Raw genomic sequence first — 22,831 nt, 5'->3', positions numbered from 1 at the left:
ATGACAGAAACCTCTATAAATCATGATATTATGCAAGGACATATGTCCCCATTAAAATACTTGAGCTGTAGAGCGTGTTAATAACTAGAGGTGGGGAATTGTTGCAATTAGATGTCCTATATTTAAAGCATTTTTAATAAAAAGTTCATAATAGAGTATTATATTCGCCTCCCATTTTTTAATGGGAATATTTGAACCCTTAAAAATAATCTAACTCGCAAATGATAAAACAGAGTGATAAACACACGGGAAAAATATGAACTCTAACAATAAGCATCGTGGAAAACTGCGATACTTGGGCCGCTGCATCGCGATGGGGCTGTGTTCAAGTGTCGTCATGGGACACGCAAATGCAAACGTTATCTTCACAGAGTATGTGGAAGGTAGCGGTAGTAACAAAGCGCTTGAAATTACTAATTTTGGCAACAATAGCATTGATCTTAGCACCGTTAGTATTGCGTTAACTACAAATGGTAAAAAGCTGGATGAAGTCACGCCGCTTACCCTATCTGGTACACTCGCAGGGGGCAGTAGTTATGTCCTGTACAACAGCAGCGCGAGTGACAAACTCAAAACACTTGGTGATATTGCCAGTACCGCCACTAATTTCAATGGTGACGATGCGTTAACCTTGATGGTTAATGGTGTTATTGTAGACAGTATTGGACAAGTCGGTACTGATCCCGGCAAATATTGGGGCTCTGGCGATAACAGTACAGCAAATAGAACACTGCGTCGAAAAGTAGGTATCGAAAACGGTGACACCACCATAGATGATGCATTTGACCCAGCAAACGAATGGGTTGGCTTTGCACAAGACACCTTTGATGGCCTTGGTTGCTCAGGGCCTGCCGCCTGTGGCGGCAATGGTAATATCCCATCTGAAATAAGTGGCTCACCTAAAAGCTTCGTGAATGCCACAGACACATACGCATTCACCCCGACAGTGACCAACCTTGATGGTGACACACTGGTGTTTGCCATAGAAAACAAGCCGAGTTGGACAAGCTTTGATACCACGACAGGCAAACTCTCAGGCACGCCAACAGCCGCTGATATGGGCATATACGACAACATTGTGATCACAGTCAACGATGGCACCGTGACCAATGCACTTAACAGCTTTACCATCTTGGTAAGAGCAGCAGGCACCAATGATGCGCCTGTCATTTCCGGTACGCCCGATACATCAGTGCAAGCGACTCGGCAGTATACCTTCACACCTGTGGCCATCGACCTCGAAAATGATGATTTGGTGTTTTCAATCACGAACAAGCCAAGCTGGGCTGCATTCGATACGCTTTCCGGTCAACTCAGTGGTACTCCAGCGGAATCTGATGTCGGTGAGCATGACAATATCATTATTTCAGTGTCAGATGGCTTGCATGCACCGGTGAGTTTGCCAGCATTTTCAATTTCGGTCACAGATAAACCGGGCAGTAACTATGATTACACTACCTACTACGCCTCGACAATTGGCAAAGTCGGTACAGAGTTAGAAAGTGCACTCTCTTTAATTGCGAGACAAGGTCAACAGAGAATGACTTACTCGCAAGTGTGGGACGCGCTAAAGTATACCGATGAAGATCCAAATAACCCTAACAATGTACTACTGTTTTACACTGGAAAAAGTCAGTCTAAAGACACCAATGGAGGCGGTACAACAGATTGGAACCGAGAGCATAGTTGGCCAAAGTCACATGGTTTCCCAAATGATAACCAATATGGCTATACCGATATTCATCACCTAAGACCCACCAATGTCAAGGTTAACTCCACGCGTAGTAGCAAAGATTATGATGATGGCGGTAACCCAGTTGATAACGCACCGGGTAACTTTACCGACAGCGACTCATTTGAGCCAAGGGATGCTGTAAAAGGCGATACGGCTCGTATGATGTTCTACATGGCTGTGCGCTATGATGGCACAGACGGCAATATGCCTGATCTTGAGCTTGTGAATAAAATCAGTGCAAGTAGCTCACCAACTCTGGGTGTACTGTGTAACCTGATGGATTGGCATCGAGAAGATAAGATAGATCAATTAGAACTAGATAGACACCAACGTATCGTTGAGCAACAAGGTAACCGTAACCCATTTGTCGATAACCCTGAGTTTGCAGAAGCACTATTTGGCGACGCCTGCCCTAAATTAGGCGAAGTGGCCCCTGTCATTGGCGGTCAACCTGAACTTATCGTGGGCACAGGCCGCGAGTATAGCTTTACACCAACGGCATCAGATCAAAATAAAGATGACTTGACGTTCTCTATCGTTAACAAGCCATCATGGGCAGCATTCGATACACAAACGGGCCGCTTATCTGGTACACCTGTGGCGGCCGATATTGCCGTTTATGAGCATATTGAAATTTCCGTAACCGACGGAAAATCAACCGTGTCTTTACCCAGCTTCAGCATTGAAGTAGTCGACTCAAGCTCAATTAAAAATCCACCAACAATCCTTGGTACACCGAGCACAAGTGCCGTTGTGGGGATTGCGTATCGCTTCAAACCAGAAGCGAGCGATGAAGACAATGACACGCTCACCTTCTCAATCACCAACAAACCCTCATGGGCAACCTTCAATACACAAAATGGTGAACTATCTGGTACGCCGTCATCTCAAGATGTGGGTGTGACAAGCAATATCGTCATCGGTGTTTCTGATGGCAATACAGATGTTGTGGCCTTGCCTGAATTTTCTATTCAGGTCAGCGAAAAAGTCGAAGCCAGTAAAGTGATTTTCACCGAGTACATTGAAGGTAGCAGCAGCAACAAAGCCGTTGAAATTACCAACTTTACCGGTGCAACTTTAGACCTTAGCCGCGTTACAATCACCTTGGCTGATAATGGTAAACCGCTGACGACAGCAGGGTTAAGAACACAAACCTTATCTGGCGAATTAAAGCACGGCGAAAGTCACGTTATTGCCAATAGCAGTGCAAATGACGACATTAAGAGTCGTCAAGACAGCACCAGTACCATCACTTACTTTAACGGAGATGATGCGCTAGTACTGACAGTTGACGGTCAAATTGCCGATGTATTTGGACAAGTCGGAACGGATCCTGGCAGTGCATGGGGCAGTGGCAACACCTCAACCAAAGATACAACTCTGCGTCGTAAAGACGGGATCACATCAGGTGATACAAGCTTAGATGATGCCTTTGACCCAAGCATTGAGTGGGAAGGGTTCGAAAAAAATACCGCCGATGGCCTTGGCTGTAGTGGCGTTTCAGCCTGTGCAGCTGATGAAGTTGTGCTTGGCGCATGTAATGCCCCTGCAACACTCATTAGCACGATTCAAGGCAATCAGGCTGCAAGCCCTCTGGTAAACCAGACTGTAGTCATTGAAGGCGTTGTTGTGGCTGCATTCCAAGGCAGCGGTCAACATGGTGGTTTCTTCATCCAAGAGGAAGACCGTCATGCAGATACAGACAGCACCACCTCGGAGGGCATTTTTGTCGCAGATACAACTACCCAAGTTTCAATCGGTGAACAAATCCGAGTGCTAGGCACCGTTGTTGAAAAGTATGACTTAACACAAATCAGTACGGTAAAAGAATCCCTTTCTTGTGCCACTGATGTGTTGTCACAGGTTACACCAACAGAGGTGAACTTACCGTTTGCAAAAGACTTTGACCAAGAGTCACTTGAAGGTATGTGGGTCTCTATGGCGCAAAAGTTACATGTCACGCTGAGCCATAACTTCACTAAATTTGGCGAGATTTACTTGTCTCAAGGCATGAGAATGCAGCCGACCAACAAGTACTCTAAAGACGACCCTCGTCGTCTAGAACTTGCCGATTTAAACACAAGAAACGTGTTATTGGTCGATGACAACTCAACGCAAAGTAACCCTGAAGCAATCAGCTACTTCCCAAGCTTCAGCGCTGAGATGCCTCTGCGCTCTGGCGACCAAGTATCGAACATGTCAGGGGTTATTCACTATGCTTACGGTAATTACAGACTCATTCCAACCAGCTTACCTAAGTTTGAAAAGTCTAATCCGCGCCGTACTAAGCCTATCGAGCGTATATCAGATCAACATATTCGTGTTGCAAGCTTCAACGTACTGAACTACTTCGTCAACTTTAGCGGTCGTGGCGCAAATAACGAAAAAGAGTTTATTCGCCAACGTAGTAAGGTGATCCGCGCAATTCTGGCATCCGATGCGGATGTTGTCGGCCTAATGGAAATCGAGAACAATGGTTATGGTGACAACAGCGCCATAAAAAACCTCATTGATGGACTGAATGAGCACGACGATACTAATGATTGGGCGTTCATTAATCCTCAATTAGACCAAGTGGGCACAGACACAATCACTGTGGGTATCATTTACCGTGTAAACCGCGTTATACCTCAAGGTAATGCACAGGTGATCACAAAGTCACCATTTGACGAAGCAACACGTGCACATAGACCTCCAATGTTGCAGTCATTCAAACCAATGAACGGCGGTAAAGAAATCCGTGTCGTTGTGAATCACTTCCGTTCAAAAATTGGGGCATGTGATGACGGAACAGATGACGCGGTAGAGGGTATGTGTAATGGTCAACGCATCCTAGCGGCTAAAACAGTTGCTACAGCAGTAACACAAGAAAACATTGACACAAGTACAGGTTCACCTGTTTATGCCATTTTAGGAGATTTTAATGCCTACGCATATGAAGCGCCAATGCTTGAGTTTTACAATGCCAACTTCAAAAATATCAGCCTTGAAAAAGGCGCTGGCGACAATTACTCATACTACTACAACGGTGTGGCAGGTAGTTTAGATCACATGCTTACAGCGAGCAGTTCAATGGATCGTATTGCACAATCCATGCACTGGCATATTAACGCCGATGAAGCAGCGGGCTTGGACTACAATGTTGAAGATAAATCTGAAGATCAACAGAATAAATGGTTCTCGGATTCCCCTTATCGCTCATCTGATCACGATCCAGTGATTACTGACTTCGATTTAACAAATGTTGTTCTACCAAATAACCAAGCACCGGTTGCGAATGACGATACCGCTGAAGCAGAGCAAGGCGAAGCCATTACAATCGATGTGTTAGTTAATGACACTGATGCAGACTCAGATCCACTCACCATCAGCGCAGCAACGCTTATATCAGGCGAAGGTGAGGTTAGCTACTCTGATGCACAAGTCAGTTTTACACCAAATGTCAACTTCGTTGGTGAAGCAACCATTAGCTATACCATCATTGATGGCAATGGTGGCACTGCTATAGCAACGATCCACGTCAATGTCATCGCCAGAAACCTAGCCCCTGTTGCAATCAATGACACCGCCAATACACTTGAAGATCAAAGTGTGACGGTGTCGGTATTAAATAATGATACCGACGAGAACATAGCAAGCGTAAAAGTCACCAGTGCAACACTGAATTCTGGCCTGGGCCAAGTCACGCATTCAGACTCAACCATTACCTATGCCCCAGCTGAGCACTTTAATGGTACAGCCCAAATCACCTATGAAATCCGTGATGATGCTGGGCTAAGCGCCACTGCACACGTTGCAATCACGATTGCACCGCAAAACGACGCACCGACAGCCGTTCAAGACTCAGCTGTGGCCTCTGCAAAGTCACTTGCTAACATCGATGTGCTTGCAAATGACACTGACATCGATGGCGATACGCTTAACATCACTTCTGCAGAAGCAGATGTAGGTAGCGTTGAAGTAAACGGTAATGTGCTTCAATACCAAGCACCTGCATTGAATACAGGTCACGCAACTATTCACTACATAATCAGTGATGGTACCGCGACGGCACAGGCGACTGTGAATGTGCAAATTAGCACAACCAACCTTGCACCTGTCGCCAAAGATGACTTTGTGCAACTGGCTGAGGGTCAATCATCAGCAACGATTGCGGTACTAGACAATGACAGCGATCCAGATGGTGATGCTTTATCACTGGTGGCTGTTAGTACCGATGTCGGTAATGCGATAATTGAAGATAATCAGATTGTATTTAGCACCAATGATACATTTAATGGCATCGCTCAGGTTCGTTATGCCATTTCTGATGGATTTGGTGGCCGCGCTGAAGCTGTGTTAGAGCTTCGCCAAAATCAGCCCTCGACACCTGTGATCACCGCACCTGCTGATCTGACGGTCAATGCAACAGGCCAACTTACTCAGGTCGATTTAGGCGTTGCAACAGCGGTTGATGGCAACGGTGAGCCTATCTCAGTTGAGCTACTTGGCAGTAACTTCCTACCGTCCGGCGCCAATAGGGTGTATTGGCAAGCATGCGGTAGCAACAATGTATGTGAACGCGTGGCACAAATCGTCAATGTGAACCCAATGGTAAGTATTCCTTCTCCAAGCCAAATGGTGGTAGAAGGTCAAACAGCAACAATTCCAGTGGTACTGAGCGGTGAGCATTTCGCCTACCCACTCGCGATCAACTTTACGGTGTCTGGCACTGCAAGTGAAGCAGACTTCACGCCAGTATCTGGCCAGATCACTATCGAGTCTGGTACCCAAGGTCAAATCGCTGTTGCAACTGTGTTGGATGATATCGAGGATGCAAATGAGACCATTGTAATCACATTAGATAGCAGTGATCTCAACTCAAGTGCTCAGATGCGCCATGAAATCACCATTGTAGAATCGAACATTGCACCCACTCTAACTCTGACTGCCCAGCAGCAAGATGAAGTGCGCTCAATTATGGTGACAGAGCACGGTCTAATTACAATTACAGCTGATGTAATGGATCAAAATAGTGCAGATACCCATACCATCGTGTGGCAGACACAAACTGGCTTGAGCAATGAAAGTAATGACCCAACGCAGTTCAGTGTCAATGCATCTACGCTGTCTGACGGGGTTTACCAAGTCAGTGCAACTGCCACTGATAACGATGGCTTATCTGATACACAAACTGTGATATTCAAGGTGGTCTCAGCACAGCCAACACTGGACGCGAATACGGATACAGATGGCGATCTCATTAGTGATGCACAAGAAGGCTACGGAGATGACGATGCTGACGGTATCCCTAATTACCTAGACCCGATTGATGCGCAATGTAATGTGCTACCTTCTTCTGGCAATAACTGGGAGTCTGGTCTAATTGAAGTAGAAGCTGGAGTGTGTATGTCTCTTGGTAGCTTGAGTCTGGGTAGCAACAAAAATGCAGCCTTGCTCAATGTCGATGAGGCAGTGCAAACAGGTTTAATCTCTGCGGACGAAGGGATGGAAAATCGCGGTGGTATTTTTGACTTTGTGGTTGATGTACCTCGTGGTGTAGACAGCGTCAGCATCGTTTTACCACAGCAAGCGGCTACCCCAGCAAACGCACAATATCGTAAGTACCTGCCAAACCAAGGTTGGGTTACTTTCTCTGCGCAAAACGGTAACGCGCTGCATTCTGCACTGGGCCAACAAGGTTACTGCCCAAGTATGAATGACAGTAGTTGGCAAGAGGGGTTAGTCGAAGGTGCGTGGTGTGTGAAGCTAACACTGGTAGATGGTGGTGAATACGATGCAGATGGCCTTAAGAATGGTAAAATTGTCGACCCAGGCGGTGTAAGTGTCACACAAACTGACAACAGAGCCCCTGTCGCGGTAGACGATACACTGGAAGCTACTTTCAATCAGTCAGTTACACTCCAAGTGCTCGCAAATGACACGGATGCCGATAACGACACACTGTATATCGTGAACGCAACTGCAAGGCATGGTGCAGTGAGTATCAATGCGGATTCAAGCTTACAATATCAAAGTGCGATAGATTTCATCGGTGTTGATACCGTTGAATATACCCTCAGTGACGGTCAAGGTGGAACAAGCACTGCAACAGTACAGATCACTGTGGTTGCACAAGCTCAGCAAAAAAATCAACCACCTGTCGCTGTGAATGACGTGGCTGAAGTATTTAATAACAATACTGTCACGGTCGATGTCATTGCCAATGATTCTGATCCTGAAGGCCATCAGTTAACACTGTTCAGTGCAACTGCCGATTCAGGTGAAGTCACCTTTACTGCAACTGCAATTACCTTTAAACCCGCACCACATAGTGAAGGTGAAGTCACTATCAATTATGTTGTGGTTGACGAGCAAGGTGCAAGCGCATCTGGCATATTGGTGATAACAGTGAAAGAAGCAAACGTGATTGAACGTGTAGAAACCAGAACAATTCGTTCCTCAAGCGGTTCTATGCCTTTATTCCTATTGTTACTTGTAGTACCTGCTTTACTGCATCGTAGACGATAACATGAAGCCATAACCATAAGCCCCTGTCGCCTTTGGCTTCAGGGGCTTTTTTATGGTGACCTTCAATTAATCCCCCCTTAGAAAAATTAACCTCGTCACCCTGAACTCATTTCAGGGCCCATACCACTCTCAAACATGGATTGCGGAACAAGCCCGCAACGACGAGGGTAAGAAAGTGCAACGTGTTTAAACCAACAACACTAAACCACCCTGAACAAAATAAGCTCCGTCACCCTGAACAAACCAAATTCCGTCACCCTGAACTCGTTTCAGGGCCCAATACCCTCTCAAACATGAACTGCGAACCAAGCCCGCAACGACGAGGGTAAGAAAGTGCAACGTGTTTAAACCAACAACACTAAACCACCCTGAACAAAATAAGCTCCGTCGCCCTGAACAAACCAAATTCCGTCACCCTGAACTCGTTTCAGGGCCCATACCACTCTCAAACATGGATTGCGGAACAAGCCCGCAACGACGAGGGTAAGAAAGTGCAACGTGTTTAAACCAACAACACTAAACCACCCTGAACAAAATAAACTTCCTCACCCTGCACTCAATCTCCAATGCTGATAGTTAAAGAAGCTAAAGTGACTCAAAAAAACAAATAAAATACAATCAAACTGCCGAAGGTGGTGAGGTAAAGATTTTTAAACTTAAACGCTAAAAAAACCGCCGCTGCAGCACCTAATAAATAGGGGTTATTCAACTGAGAGATAAACTCACCATTTGGCATAAAAACAATCGGTACCCATATGGCCGTGAGAACACAAGGCGCACTAAAACTCAGCAGCTGTTGAAATTTAGGACCAATGGTAAAAGGCAAGTTTTTTGCTAAAAACAAATACCGAGTGGCAAAAGTGACGCATGCAAGTACAACAATGGTGGTTATCATGATTTATCCTCTTTTGCCTGTAAAACATACCCTGTACTCATACCAAGCAAAGCGGCAGCGACTAAGCCAAATTCAAACTGTACAGTTTTGAAGTACAACATGCTCAGCCCTGAAACCAAACAAGCACACAAAACTGGAAGGTTTGACACGCCCGGCACTACCAGCGCTATGAATATAGCTGCTATGGCAAAATCCAAGCCTAAATTTGTCAGATCTGGTAAAAACTGCCCCGCTACGATGCCAAAGAAAGTCCATACATTCCACGCAAGGTAAAAGCTGCCGCCTGCCACCAATGCATACACAAGACGCAACCTTCCTTGATATGCACGATGATGATGGGAAAAAGCAAATAACTCATCTGTTAAAAAAAATGCGATTGGGCCACGCCACTTAAGGGGCTTATCAATCATTTTATTACGTATGGCCAAACCATAAAGCAAGTGACGTGCGCTGATGATAAACGTCGTCACAATCAGCGTTAGCAAGGAGGCCTCTTTGGCCATCAGCTCCACGGCGACCAATTGCGCAGAACCTGCAAAAACCAGTATCGACATCAACTGTGCTTCCAATGCAGTAAACCCATTTTGAATCGCTAACGAGCCACATAATAACCCCCATGGCAGTACCGCAAGGTTGAGCGGCAGCATATCTAACAACCCTTTTTTTATTGCAACTTTCATTGTACTAACACGCCTGCTTATACTGGTTTGGGGTGATCCCCATGTTTTTCTTAAAATGACGACTAAAGTGACTGTGATCATAAAACCCAACATGACTTGCCACCTCGGTAATGTTCTTACCATTACGTATCAGGCACTTCGCATGATTTAACCGATGCTGGATTTGAAACGCGTGCGGTGTCAGTCCTGTTTGTGCCTTGAAAGAACGCACAAAATGAAATGGGCTCATATGTACCAATGAAGCCAATTCAGTGAGCGCGATGTCACTGAACAGATTATCTAATAGATAAGATGCAGCCTTTGCAATACGACACTTAAGCGACTGTTTATCTTCAGAAAGCACCAGTCTACCGGTCGAAGCACACAAGTTACTTAAAAAGCCCACCAACTGCGTTTGCTTTTCTAACTGACTCGTTGGGGAGTCTAAAACGCTAAATAATCCATTGAGCTGCGAGGCTAAAGCAGCATCGTGCAATACCGCTTCATCAAAATAAGGCGCACGACGTTTTGAGTTATCCATCAAACTATTAAATAACTCAGGCGTTGGGTATAAAGAACGGTAGGAGGAGATCCCCTCACATGCTTTTCGACAATCATGGACTTGTTCGGCATTGATCAATATTAAGCTGCTTTTTCCTGCTAAGTGCTGCCCACCTGAGCGAAAAAAGCGCTGTGCACCACAATCGACTAGTGCCACGGTGTAGCCACTGTGATTATGTCGACCAAAATCAAATTTTTTATCAATATTATGAAGAACTTCCAAACCACCTAAGTCGTGATGGATACTAAATTTTGATTGCTGCATAGACTTCTCCCTTACTAAAATTCAGCTTAACGTAAGTAGTTCAAAAGTGCTTGTACAAAATTGCGCAGCTTACTCTCTAAAGCGCATTGAAATACACGCGATATTCATTAATAACCCGTCATACCTCATTTCACCCATCTGAAATAGCTCATAAAGTCAGACTTAACCCTTTGGATAACAAGCCACCTATAAAGTCAGAAAGTACATGATTCAAACTGTTCGAGAGTAGGGTATTTTTAAACAGCCAAATACTTGCAGACTTTGTTAATTGGTATACGACTTGCTTATTATAGATAACCAACCTATTAGTACCTAAATACTAGAGGGTTAGTAAACATGTCATCAATGGCACAATTTAAAAATGACAAAATGATTCTTTAAGGAAAAAAGAAATATGAAAAAATTCATCTCATCATCCTGTCTTTTACTCGCTGCACTTTCCAGTACTGCAAGTCAAGCTACTGCAGATCCAATCGATGTAGACCAAGTGCTTACCCAAACAGTTGAACTTATTCAAAACAACGAAAACAGAGCTGCTCTAGATAATCTAAATTGGCTCACCAGACACGGGGTTTCCTACGACCCAAGTTTTCATGACACTTTAGTGAGTACAGTTCAAGAGCTGTGGATCAGTTTTGCAAGCAACTATGCGCCAGCTTGGAAGTCGTACATCAGTGTTTATAACAATGCGTATAGAGCACTAAGTATTGCACCACAAAACTGTGCTGCTTTTGATATCGCGCTCAGTTATAGCCAGCACAGCCCCAATGCAACAACGCATATCAGCTTTTTAGAAAATAAGGAGCTATCCTATCCTGCAATATGGCAACGTTGCTGGAGCCTACCGTCATCTTTAAAAGCGATTGAATTTATTTCTGAGCCTCTGGTCAGACACTATGTTGGCGATCTCTCGGACCACTTCAAGTTACATATCGTTGATACATTGGATGCAACCTATCGTGATTGCGATAATTTACCAGACGATAATTTAGCCCTTGAATGTAAAGACGAACACAAGCAAAAACTCATTGATGCCTCAGTGATGTATCAAGATGCGGCAATGGCACTTCATGATGACCTTTCAGAAGCAGGTAGCATTGGCGCCCATACAATTATCGTATTACTGGCATGGCAAGCCTACGATAATCAAAACTAGCCTGGTCTTTTAAAGCGCTGTACTCGCAATGCTGCCAAATAGAGTGGCAACAACTTGCCACTCTTACCCATTTGCCAGTGTGGCACAGGGCAAAAAGCCCCACCACTAACCTGTCACCACCAAAAAATGACGATTACGATTTATTTTTACTGCATTTTCGGCACTTATCAGTACTAACCTTTTGCGTAAACAACGCCAGCACAACCGATGGAGTTACCCCTAAATGTGATAGCCAAGCGTATCAATACATTGGTTCAGGAACCAAAAAACAAAAAGCGGCATCACCGTATATGGTTTTTAAAAAACAGCCGAACTAGACCTGCTACTGGAGAGCTACTTTGACAATATCAATCACATTGTTGCTGTAATGCCTACACATGTCAGTTGGAACGCGGTGAAAACCACTTCTTCGCGCTCAGGTTGGAAATTACGCGAAAAGCCGCTTAATTATGTTGATGCCCCCCTACTAACTTGGCAGATGCAAAAAGGTAATTTTACAGGTAAATTTACACCAGCTTTCAACCAAGCTCTCGCCAACACGCACAAAGATATTATTAGCGCTGCACGCATTCCCATAGAAAAAAACAATGGCCCTATTTTACTCGTTTCGGCTAAAGAAGATGAAATCTGGCCATCATATAGCATGTCTAATGACATCATGGCGCAGTTAAACAAAGTTAACTCCCCTCACTCTTATAAGCATATTGCGCTTAAAGGTGGACACTACAGCTTTAGTCTAGATACACAAAACCAAGTCGGAAAGTTTTTAAAAGACACACTGGTTTCAACTTGTCAGTAATACGCATTACCAGCAAGGCTCATAAGCCTTGCGATGTCGACTACGGCACAGACTCTCTACCTGACATGCCCTTTGGTGACAAAGTTTAGGCTTCTAACATGAATAACAACATAAAGACGTAGCAAAATAAGTTAAAAATAACCTAAGTTAATAGCACATTACCCGAACAGATACATAAAAAAATCATAAAATGACTTAATAGAAAAATCATACGGCTCTTTATCTCAAAAACGTTGGCACCAGTGAATATATTCATAAATTATGATTACTACCAATCACAAAAACATAAAAACCGAGCAACTTGTAAAAAATATATTTCAAATTTAAATAAATGCAATATAAGTTTTTAAAAAAGGATTTAATTTTAGCTTCATATGAGTAAAAATTTCATCCTCAAAAAGCACTTTTTTTAAGCAGTAACGCTTTACTTTATAAAATATGAGCTAGCATATTAAAATACATGAACAGTTCATTAAGTAAGCAAATTTATCTTCATCGTATTTTTAATTCTTTCCAATTAAATAAGACCATATAATCGCTCAAAAAAAAGCATGACGAATGATACACTGCGTATGATATGTACAAATTACTTCATAAAACACAACAAACCTATTGAAATAATTGTACTTTAGGCATGAATAGTGCATAAAATACAATTCAATGTATCTACAGCCAAAAAGTCAACATGTCCAATGACTGTAGAAAAGAAATTTAATAGATACGATAAAGACAAGAATAACAAAGCGATTTTAAAGATCTCTTTGACCTCCTGACTAGCTGTAAATGGACAGGTTATATATGAATTACTTTGAGCTAATTGGCTTTAATGGAAATGAAAATTTAAAGTTATTGATGGGCGGCGCAGGAAGTGAACGCCTATCTTATACTGAAAAAAAAATACTGTTTAAAAAGCATGTCGAGATTATTAACCTTGAACTTTCTTATCAATGTAATAGAAAGTGCGATTATTGCCCCGTTAGCTTTTCAGATCGGCATGACGCGCAAACATATTTAGACACCTCAGTACTAGAGAAAACCTGTAAAGAATTAGCGCAAATTCGATACGACAATAAAATATCTCTAAACTTGTATAATGAACCACTTATGGATCCTTCATTAGAATCCAAAATACATACCGTTAGGCAACATTTACCTGCAAGCCACATTGGCTTTAATTCAAACGGTGATTATTTAAAACTCAGTAGATTGATCACGCTCAGTGCCAGTGGGCTCGATCAGATATGCGTTACTTTGCATCCATTACCTAATGTTGAGCAAAGTCCAGCCACCATTTTGCGTCGTGTCACCAAATTACTCAATAAGTTAGAGTACACCGCCTTTGATGACAAAATGTCACTATCCTATATTGAAAACCATGAGCTCATTGATTTCAGACAGCTTGGCGTCCGAGTAATTATTCAATGGCCAGATTGGCGTAAGCACGGTACAAACCGAGGTGGGACGTTAGAAGATCATAGTTCGTCAAGCTATAAACGCATCATGCCTTGTGCAAGGCCGTTTAGAGAGTTCACCATATTCTATGATGGCAATGTACAACCTTGCTGTGAGTCTTTTCATGACAGCGACACCAATCTAGAGCAAGTAGGCAATGTGGCAACAGCCTCCATATTTGACTTATACACGTCAAAAAAGCTGAATTTGATGCGCCGCTCCTTATACGACTTTAGCCCCAAACAAGGCATTTGTGCCTCATGTACGGTTGCTGATTTTAGCAGTATAGAAGATGACCCAATGAGAAAAGCCTTAGTAAAGACAGTGATAAATGAAGCAAAACAAAAGCAAATAGACTGTCATGTGAGTTATTGATAGGCAGCTTTACGACATGATATACGGGCGCACTCTGGCCAAAAGATGTGCCCAACTTATTGAAGAACCGATTAATAGCCAGTCAATTAACAACACTGTTGCAGACAGCAATTTTGAAACCAAAATGACTGAATTTCAAATTTACTGGGACAAAATCAGAGTCCGCCTATCCTGAGCCACATACTAGACCACCTGTCATATCAACCATGCCCAAGTCTAAAACATCGTCACTTGATGCACTCGCAAAAACACGTCCAAAAGTCTATATTTGGGTGTCTTAACAATGATAAAAGGAGCTTTTTCAATGAAAAGATTACTGTTAATACTCGCAGGGTGTGTCATATCAACCTCAGCAATGTCTGCAAATGTTGCAACTGGACAGATCACAAAAATAGGAGCTGGTAAAAATAACTTCCACATTTATCTTCAAGGCACTGCCAACTCACCATGTGGCTCAGGGTATTTTTATAGCTACATTGGTGATACAGATCCGCACACTTGGAAGACACTTCAAGATTTAGCTTTATCTGCATACAACCACCAAAAGCAAGTCACCATTTATGCAAATGACGTAAAGTGCAACGCTGGTACGCAGAGTCGTTTTGAAGCACTGAGCATAGATTAATTACCCTTATTCAGACCTGTTAAGTCGCTTTGTATACCAACCCCTTTAAATGGTGCAAATTTAAAAAGGTCTACATATTGGCTTATCCTCATGGCAAAGGGGGTAAGTCAACTATGAGCCACTCGCATATCCAATTGCCTAAAGCCTTTGTTCATCATGCTTAATTTTCCAAAAAAAATATTCGCTATTTATATCAAAAAGCAAACTAAATCATACCTTTCTCATAGCTACTTAAGATTGAAGTCTACTTGTTGAACCGCCAACCAGACGGTAATATCACAAAAGGCTAAAATAAAAACAAAAAGGAATGACCATGAATATCGCATCACTATACGCAACCAGCTCACTCATCTTGATTTGCGCTGCGTTCAAGGCACATGCCCAAGATTTTGCCACACCACAAGAAGCCATAAACTCCTATATTACGGGTGTTACACAAGGTATCGGTAAAAATGTTGAAATGGCCTTTCAAGAATCTGCAACCATTCAATTTTTTGACCAGCGCGACAACTTCAATAGTTTTAATCGCAACCAATTTATTAAACTAATTGATACTGGTAATAAGTGGCATGTCAACGTTGAAATAACCAAACTCCTAAAAACCAAAAATGTGGCTAACGCGACTGTCGAGTTTACGTGGGGCGAACATAAGCAGCATGGCTATGTAGACTATCTAAACTTGGTGTTCGACGGCAAAAAATGGCAAGTCACCAGTAAAGTTGCGCAATATGTGCCAAGAGCACAAGACAAATAACACGTATGTGTACTGTGCGCTCAGCAGGCATGCGCTTAACGGGTTTCATTGCAGAGCTTAAATCAAGCATCACTTACTTTAGAACCACTACTGTGAGTGATGTTTTAAAACGCTGGATTTAACATACCCACTCACTTCCTTACCCTGTAACTAAAGTAAAGGTGAACGATGAATATACACTTTAAAGTTGCCACAGCCCAAGACTGCACAATCATTGCTGAAATGGTTGTACAACTCACCACTGAGATTTGTCATAAAACCAACGCCAAGCATTTTAATATTGATGTGAAAAGTACCAGTGAGCGTTGTCGAGATTTACTCGAAGGTGGGCATTACTTAGCGATCATCGGCACGTTCAACCACCAGCCTGTTGCCGTCGCCACCATGACAGAAACTTATGCGTTATATGCGGGAGGAAAAATAGGCGTTATTCAAGAGTTTTACGTATCGGATGAGCTCAGATCGCAGCAGGTAGGTGCCTTATTAATAGAGCAAGTCAAAGACTTTGGTCGCAAACGTGATTGGGCATGCCTTGAACTCTGTACACCGCCTCTCCCTGAGTTCGAACGCACTTTGAGCTTTTATCAGCGTAATGGGTTGACCCCCGTGGGAGGACGAAAGATGCGGCAAACTTTGAGTTAGTGCTGAGCCCCCTTGCAAGTTGAAATACACTGACCCAGCTTCATTTCAGCGCAGGCTAGAGAAATAAGCTAACCATAAATATGAGGTAGGTAAATATAACTAAGTACGAATTTAGACCCCCGAGTGTTAGTCGTTCGATGAATATCACAGCTAAAAAGCATAAAATACTTTGCTTAGGTGGTGTCATTCTCGAATAAGCTCTCTGCTTATAAAATACAAGGCTCTGCCAAAAACAGGGCAATAACACCACAATAAAGGGGATGCACCTTATTGAACACAGTGTCTTAATCACATGACGACCCAAGTTGATATTAAAGATGACGACCACACGCCTTATCAGACCAAGCTTTCAGATTCATTTTCACTGTTTTTTCACTATCTAAAATGAGTTACTTTCAACAAAAAACTCAATTCTGCCCATTTGACATTTAGCTGATGTCGTTGTCTCAATGACACTACCGCTCACTATTTAACCTGTTATTTTTGACACTTTAATTAACTGCCAATCTCGGGTAGTTTTATTCCCAATCGCTTTTACCACCTTCAATACAACATAAGGAAATTAAGGAGAATTAAATGTTAAAAGCAGTTTTAAAGGGATCCCTAGCAGCACTTTTATTTAGCTCAATGAGCTATGCTGATGTACAAAGTGAAATCACACACTCACCATGGAAAGATAGCTTTAATGTGTATTCATATTTAAAGTCACCAACAGGCGAGTGCCTAACGCAGTGGGACGACTCATCTTGCGGCAGTAATGCTTATTCCGTTACACAGTTTTCTAAAAGAGATGGATTCAATGGCTTTAGTTTTAGGCTATCTTGGGCCGATGTAGAAATAGATATTGACCAAAATGGTACAAACGAAACCGTAAGTAAATATTCAGGTAACTTAGGGACTTACACAGCGAAACACTATCCAACAGCCGTCGAACACAACAATAATGTTTACTTTGTCCACTCAGGCCCTGTGGTGGTGGAAGGGCTGGGTAAATACGGCTCAACAAGTGGCGGAGGCAGAAGCATATCTTCTTTTAAACGCTCAGATGGTAAAACGAATGCGTTAGGCATATATGTTTCTAAAGTAGATCCAGCCAGTAATAAAGTCACCAAGCCGACGCTCGTCCATATGCTGTACAAGGATGACCCGCATCAAAATGCCGTACTAAACGTCGATGCACAGGGCTATATCTATATTTTAATTGCAGGATCAGCTGCAAATTCCGGCTCATTTATTTTTAGAAGTAAATACCCGAACAATATCGACGACTTTGTCGATGTCTCCCCCGCGACTTTTGACTACAGCCAAACGGACCCCTTTAAAAACAATAGCAGTAAACCGCTCTACAGAGGCATTACCTACCCCAAACTATTTTGGGTACCGGATGGATATTTTAGAGTGATTTACACCATGCATTGCAAAAACCGAACGTATAAAACGGATCCTTGCAATGGAAAAGCGAGAAATGCACTCATCACGGCAGAGCTACACCCCAACGGCACAAACCCAATACAAATGAAAAACGTTAAAGTCTTAGCCAATTACAGAGGTAACTATGTTGTGGGTAATGCGAAAGGTAATGATATTGTCTTGGCCTTCAATATATATCTCAATGAAGATGTACATGGCGGGAGTATCGACGATAGAACAAACTTATATTACATGCATTCATCGGATGGTGGATTGAGCTGGCAAAACGCGAAAAATCAAAATATTCAGTTTCCAATTCAATCAGAAGCAGGCTATGAGCAAATTGTCGCGAGAAAGTATTTTCGTGAAGGAGAGCCTGTCACTCGCAAAATATTTATGAAGGACATTAATTTTACTGGCAGTGGTGCACACAAAAAACCTATGATTTTATATGTCGGAGTGACGCATAATGACACCAGTATTGATGCAAGCTTAACAGCCCATCATTATTTGGCAAAGTCCTTCTATGATGGCTATAACTGGTCTCAGGAAAAAATCAGTAACGATGTTGACCACAGCTATTCATCTGGCACCCTGGTGCTATCAGATCCAAATAAAAGCGCTTACGATGTATACTTCCCACAAACCCCTGATCATACAGTGCATGGCGATTTAAAAAATTTAAATACCAGTTATAACAATGCACTCGCTGGTGGTGCCATCGCTGTGATGGCGACAAAAGGCAGTGATGTATATCAGGGTGAGGGACATGCAAGCAGACTGACCGAGAAACTAATGCACCCTCGAGTAGATAGTCCAGACACGTATTTTGATGAGTTATGTGAATTTAACTATATTCGTTCAATTCATAATGCGTCTACTTATTCTAAGTTCGTCGCAATTGCAGCGGGTGGTAATCCATATCAATATTCCGACCACAACCCATTGGTATTAGTAAACAGGAATAAAACAGTGACATCAGCATTACCGCTTAATATCACATCTGTCGACAGTAACAACATGACAAATTTAACCCGATACACGAGCTGTAAAACACTGAAATAAAATATTAAATTAGGCCACTTACATGATAAAACCCTACAAGTGGCCTAATTTGCTTACATATCTACAAGCGCATCTTCTAGATCGTTTTTATGCACCCGACTCACACTGCGCTCAATCAACCTTGCAACAAACCACACAAACACCTCAGTTTGTCCTTTTAACAAGCAACCTGCATGGCAGATATTTTCGAGCAAGGCCTGGACATTGCCAGATAATAAAGCGCTTAACGCTTCACTACTTGCCATATGCAACTCACAACCCGCTAAGCGGCTCACCTCATCACACACACTATATGCTCGACCAATTTTAACTGCCAAAGTTACTGGGGCATTGGCTGAATTAAGGAAAACAGATATCGTAAGATCAGGCTGTGGCTTTTCTTCACTTGGCAAATTTCCATTAAGGTAACGGACAAACTCTTCTCGCCAATTTTTTAGACTGAGCAATTCGGTTTCTGATTTAGCATACTGATCACTCAAGGCTTGTTGAGTAGCTTTATCAAAGCAAGTATTCACTTCCCTTTCAGATTCGATGAGCGCATTCACCGTATAATCAATGTCTTCATAGGTATGAGATGCTGAGCAAATAAAACGTAACCGTCCACGCCCCTTTTCAACAATCGGGTAAGTCACAGCTAAAGTTTGCACTCCACGTTGATACAAGCTCCGGACAATCGCATATAACTTGTCTTTGTCTCCAAAATGCGGCGTTATTATCGGCCCGTCACCAGTCCCTAAATCAAAGCCTGCTTGCAATAGTTTTTGGCGCATATAACGCGTTCTATCCCAAAGCTGGGCCCGCATTGAATCATCATTTTGTAAAATGCGTAAAGACGTCAGTGCCGCAGCGATATCAGCAGGACTAATCGAAGCTTGGAAAATATAAGCTCTCGATGCTGATTTAAGTAAATTGACGTGCTTTTCACTGGCAGCGATCACCCCACCAATGCTCCCCATCGCTTTACTTAAAGTCGTCATAATAAAATCAACTTGGTCGCTCACACCTTGTTCTGCACACACCCCCGCGCCTTTCTCACCATAAAACCCAAAAGAATGTGCTTCATCTACCAATACTAAAGCATCATATTGCTTCGCGGTTTTCACGATATCTGCAACTGGCGCAGTGCCCTCGCCCATACTATAAACACTTTCTAATACCACTAATGTTGTGCGATATGCCGATTGCTCTTGCGATAACACATTGGCTAAATCATCTTTATCATTGTGTTTAAAGGTGCGGATTGTGGCGCCACTGAGTCTTGCACCATCAACGATTGAGGCATGACAAAGTTGATCAATAACCACGATGTCATTTGCACTCAGAATGCCAGATATGGCGCCAAGGTTTGCCGTATATCCGGTAGGAAATAGACACGCACTGTCTTTGCCAACCAGCTTTGCAAACGCTTTCTCAAATTCAACATGTTGATCCGTCATGCCAGTGGCTGCAGCAGAAATCCCCATACCAGTACCGTAATTGCGCAGTGCATCAGTCGCTTGCTTAATAACCTGAGGGTCACGGTTAAGTCCAAAGTACAAATTCGTAGACCAAATGATTGATGTTCGTTGCTCATCGTTATAACTGTCTCCAATTAGGCCTTTTGACGCACTGCCCGTGCGCAAAATTTTTCCGTATGGATTTATCCCTAAACGATTCACCATGCTCAAGATTGCCTCGACCAATAGGCTTTTGTCGTCTATGCTCCAAGCTTGTACGCTTGCACAGCCAAACGTTGGATGACTAGACTGCAATAACGTTTGAAACTGACTCAAAGTCTCACTGGTATGTGGCATTTTTTCTTTGGGAGAGCTGGCTTGTTCAGCCAATAAATGGCCAGCGAGCATCGTGATTGTTGGAAACGTTAAAATCATCGCTGGCGTTAAAGATGTGTCAAATATCTTATTTAACCTGTTGGTAAGTTCAATCAAATTCAACGAGTCTACGCCAAGGCTTTCAAAGCTTGCATCATGCTCGACAAGCATGCCATCTTTAATACCTAAAAGCGTCGCGACCACCTGTTGAATACGCGCGATCATATCTGCACTTTGACCTGATACAACAGGCTCATTCTTAGCCAAAGGTTGGGTTAGATTTGCAGCCCTGACTTGCGCCAAGCTAGGTAGATTGCCGCGATCTAGCTTATCATTTGGTAAAAGTGGTAAGCAGTCTAAAGACATAAACAAATGCGGTACCATGTATTTTGGTAACCGCGCTTGTAGCTGTGACTTTAACGCCTCATGATCTGGCGCTTCAGGCTGTTCTACAATGTACGCAACAAGTAGCTTTTGCCCTGTATCAGTCTCTAGTGCACTTACCGCCGCTGCATTTATAAACGGTAACGATTCTAAGGTTGACTCAATCTCACCCAGTTCAATTCTAAATCCTCGTATCTTTACCTGTTGATCTATTCTCCCTAAAAACTCTATTTCCCCGTCGTCGGTCCATCGGCACAAATCGCCCGTTCTATATACCCTTTGTTTGAGTGCTTGGTGATCCACATTAATTTCAACAAACCGTTCTAGCGTCTGCTGAATATCATTTAAATAGCCTCGGGCTAACTTATCTCCACTCAGACAAAGCTCTCCTGCCATGCCCTCACTCACAGGATTGAGAGTTTCATCGAGGATATAGGCTGCTGAGTTTTCTACAGGCTTTCCGATAGTGATGGTTTGCTCACCCACATCGATAAATTTAAGTGTAGAAAAAACAGTATCTTCTGTCGGACCATAAGCATTAATCACACGAGGCCTGGGAATAAGTGCATGTACTTTATTTACTAATGATAGCTTGAGCGCTTCACCTCCAAAAACAATACATTCGATATTCTCAGGCAAGGATCCTGAATTGAGTATGGCCTGCATTGATGAGGGCACCATTACACAAGCTTTGACCCGATTTGCATATGGTAAGGTCGTCAACTCAAGCGCATTTTCAGCCAATAAAACGGTCCCACCCAATGATAATGTGCCCAACGTTTCCATCACTGACGTATCAAAACAGACTGACGCAGCCGCGAGCACACCTTGAAGCTCAGTTGGACCAAATACACAACTAAGCGCTTTACTCATCGCGATTAAGCTGTGATGCTCAACGGCAACGCCTTTTGGCTTGCCCGTCGAACCAGAGGTATAAATCACATAAGCCAAATCTTCGCTGTTTATATCTGTTTTTGGTTCAATACACTGTTGGGATAAATCGAGCGTATCTAAACAAATATGCGTTTTGACTTTTGCACACAACGCAGCAGTATCAACACTATCGACAATCGCAGCCTGAGCCCTAGAATGAGAGAGCATGTATTCCACACGGCTGCTTGGGTAGTTCGGATCAAGCGGAATATACGCACAACCCGCCTTATGTATGCCAATCATCGCAGCGATCAATTGCCACTTTCTTGCCATACACACCGCTATCAACGAGCCTCTTGGGATATTTTGAGCGTCAATTTCAACCGCAATTGCCCAAGCTGCAAGCATCATCTTTTCATAGCTGATCTCCTCTGTCCCATCTATTATTGCCGTGCGTTCAGGCGTCTGTTGTGATTGCCAATTTATCAGTTCATAGACTGTCTTATGCTCAAAGTGAGCAACATCACTCACCGAATTATTTTTTGCCTTATGCATTTTCGTTTCCTTCTATTGTTTTTTTGTGGGATTAATTATTCTTATACACGGTATAAAAGGTATCAGAGTGCTATGTCAATTACGCACATATGAATTGGGGTTTAGAATAAGAAGACATAAGCAAATGGCTGTTTTTACGCCCAAAAGTTATAGTGGTATGGTCAATCTAGACTGGCAGTGTAGGTAACTTGGAAAAAAGCAGCACCAGCTCAACTGACGCTTTATCTGTGTACCGTTAGAAAAATAAAAAGCCAGACAAAGCTGGCTTTTCATATGATTTAAACAGATTAACTATTGAGGCGGTG

Annotated in this window: 11 protein-coding genes and 1 pseudogene; 8 read left to right on the top strand and 4 right to left on the bottom strand. The window is 42.9% G+C overall.

Annotation, left to right across the window (positions count from 1 at the left end; translation table 11 throughout):
* The first annotated feature begins 256 nt into the window (after positions 1-256).
* A complete protein-coding gene (locus JF50_RS17885) occupies positions 257-8,245 on the top strand; it encodes an ExeM/NucH family extracellular endonuclease (protein WP_039610729.1) in 7,989 nt (2,662 codons plus the stop codon).
* Between the two features lie 595 nt (positions 8,246-8,840).
* Here the strand turns inward: JF50_RS17885 and JF50_RS17880 are convergent.
* From JF50_RS17880 to JF50_RS17870, 3 genes are read right to left on the bottom strand one after another with little or no spacing between them, the layout of a single operon-like run.
* Complete coding sequence (locus JF50_RS17880) at positions 8,841-9,140, bottom strand: AzlD domain-containing protein (protein WP_039610728.1); 300 nt, start codon at positions 9,138-9,140, stop codon at positions 8,841-8,843.
* On the bottom strand, positions 9,137-9,820 hold the full coding sequence (locus JF50_RS17875) for an AzlC family ABC transporter permease (protein ID WP_039610727.1): 684 nt from the start codon (positions 9,818-9,820) through the stop codon (positions 9,137-9,139). The genes JF50_RS17880 and JF50_RS17875 overlap by 4 nt, the downstream gene beginning before the upstream one ends.
* A 4-nt stretch (positions 9,821-9,824) precedes the next feature.
* Entirely contained in the window at positions 9,825-10,625 is an 801-nt protein-coding gene (locus JF50_RS17870; protein ID WP_039610726.1) for an AraC family transcriptional regulator, read from the bottom strand.
* 394 nt (positions 10,626-11,019) lie between these two features.
* Here JF50_RS17870 and JF50_RS17865 point away from each other — a divergent pair, with 394 nt between their 5' ends.
* The 7 genes and pseudogenes from JF50_RS17865 (at position 11,020) to JF50_RS17835 (ending at position 18,903) form a co-directional block, all read left to right on the top strand.
* Entirely contained in the window at positions 11,020-11,781 is a 762-nt protein-coding gene (locus JF50_RS17865; protein ID WP_039610725.1) for a hypothetical protein, read from the top strand.
* 316 nt (positions 11,782-12,097) lie between these two features.
* Positions 12,098-12,580 (top strand): annotated as a pseudogene (locus JF50_RS17860) (acyl-CoA thioester hydrolase/BAAT C-terminal domain-containing protein); the annotation flags it as partial.
* Between the two features lie 798 nt (positions 12,581-13,378).
* A complete protein-coding gene (locus JF50_RS17855; protein ID WP_039610724.1) occupies positions 13,379-14,407 on the top strand; it encodes a radical SAM/SPASM domain-containing protein in 1,029 nt (342 codons plus the stop codon).
* 304 nt (positions 14,408-14,711) lie between these two features.
* Positions 14,712-15,032 (top strand): hypothetical protein, encoded by a 321-nt coding sequence (locus JF50_RS17850; protein ID WP_039610723.1) that lies wholly within the window; start codon positions 14,712-14,714, stop codon positions 15,030-15,032.
* Positions 15,033-15,345: 313 nt separating this feature from the next.
* Positions 15,346-15,786, top strand: coding sequence for a nuclear transport factor 2 family protein (locus JF50_RS17845; RefSeq protein WP_039610722.1), 441 nt, complete (start codon positions 15,346-15,348; stop codon positions 15,784-15,786).
* Between the two features lie 168 nt (positions 15,787-15,954).
* Positions 15,955-16,428 (top strand): GNAT family N-acetyltransferase, encoded by a 474-nt coding sequence (locus JF50_RS17840; protein ID WP_039610721.1) that lies wholly within the window; start codon positions 15,955-15,957, stop codon positions 16,426-16,428.
* A 576-nt stretch (positions 16,429-17,004) separates the two neighbouring features.
* On the top strand, positions 17,005-18,903 hold the full coding sequence (locus JF50_RS17835) for a BNR-4 repeat-containing protein (protein ID WP_039610720.1): 1,899 nt from the start codon (positions 17,005-17,007) through the stop codon (positions 18,901-18,903).
* Between the two features lie 53 nt (positions 18,904-18,956).
* On the opposite strand, the gene JF50_RS17830 is transcribed toward JF50_RS17835, so the two are convergent.
* Positions 18,957-22,526: an amino acid adenylation domain-containing protein gene (locus JF50_RS17830; RefSeq protein ID WP_080760277.1), complete on the bottom strand. Its 3,570-nt coding sequence runs from the start codon at positions 22,524-22,526 to the stop codon at positions 18,957-18,959.
* Positions 22,527-22,831 lie beyond the last annotated feature (305 nt).

The sequence above is a fragment of the Pseudoalteromonas luteoviolacea genome (genome assembly GCF_000814765.1).
Taxonomy (GTDB): Bacteria; Pseudomonadota; Gammaproteobacteria; order Enterobacterales; family Alteromonadaceae; genus Pseudoalteromonas; species Pseudoalteromonas luteoviolacea_H.
This window is presented reverse-complemented; position numbering and strand designations above follow the sequence as displayed.

What these genes read in the sequence shown, in the direction of transcription:
- JF50_RS17835 (WP_039610720.1), top strand. Translation starts at nt 17,005, where the DNA reads ATGTTAAAAGCAGTTTTAAAGGGATCCCTAGCAGCACTTTTATTTAGC.
- JF50_RS17850 (WP_039610723.1), top strand. Translation starts at nt 14,712, where the DNA reads ATGAAAAGATTACTGTTAATACTCGCAGGGTGTGTCATATCAACCTCA.
- JF50_RS17885 (WP_039610729.1), top strand. Translation starts at nt 257, where the DNA reads ATGAACTCTAACAATAAGCATCGTGGAAAACTGCGATACTTGGGCCGC.
- JF50_RS17865 (WP_039610725.1), top strand. Translation starts at nt 11,020, where the DNA reads ATGAAAAAATTCATCTCATCATCCTGTCTTTTACTCGCTGCACTTTCC.
- JF50_RS17880 (WP_039610728.1), bottom strand. Translation starts at nt 9,140, where the DNA reads ATGATAACCACCATTGTTGTACTTGCATGCGTCACTTTTGCCACTCGG.
- JF50_RS17830 (WP_080760277.1), bottom strand. Translation starts at nt 22,526, where the DNA reads ATGCATAAGGCAAAAAATAATTCGGTGAGTGATGTTGCTCACTTTGAG.
- JF50_RS17875 (WP_039610727.1), bottom strand. Translation starts at nt 9,820, where the DNA reads ATGAAAGTTGCAATAAAAAAAGGGTTGTTAGATATGCTGCCGCTCAAC.
- JF50_RS17870 (WP_039610726.1), bottom strand. Translation starts at nt 10,625, where the DNA reads ATGCAGCAATCAAAATTTAGTATCCATCACGACTTAGGTGGTTTGGAA.
- JF50_RS17855 (WP_039610724.1), top strand. Translation starts at nt 13,379, where the DNA reads ATGAATTACTTTGAGCTAATTGGCTTTAATGGAAATGAAAATTTAAAG.
- JF50_RS17845 (WP_039610722.1), top strand. Translation starts at nt 15,346, where the DNA reads ATGAATATCGCATCACTATACGCAACCAGCTCACTCATCTTGATTTGC.
- JF50_RS17840 (WP_039610721.1), top strand. Translation starts at nt 15,955, where the DNA reads ATGAATATACACTTTAAAGTTGCCACAGCCCAAGACTGCACAATCATT.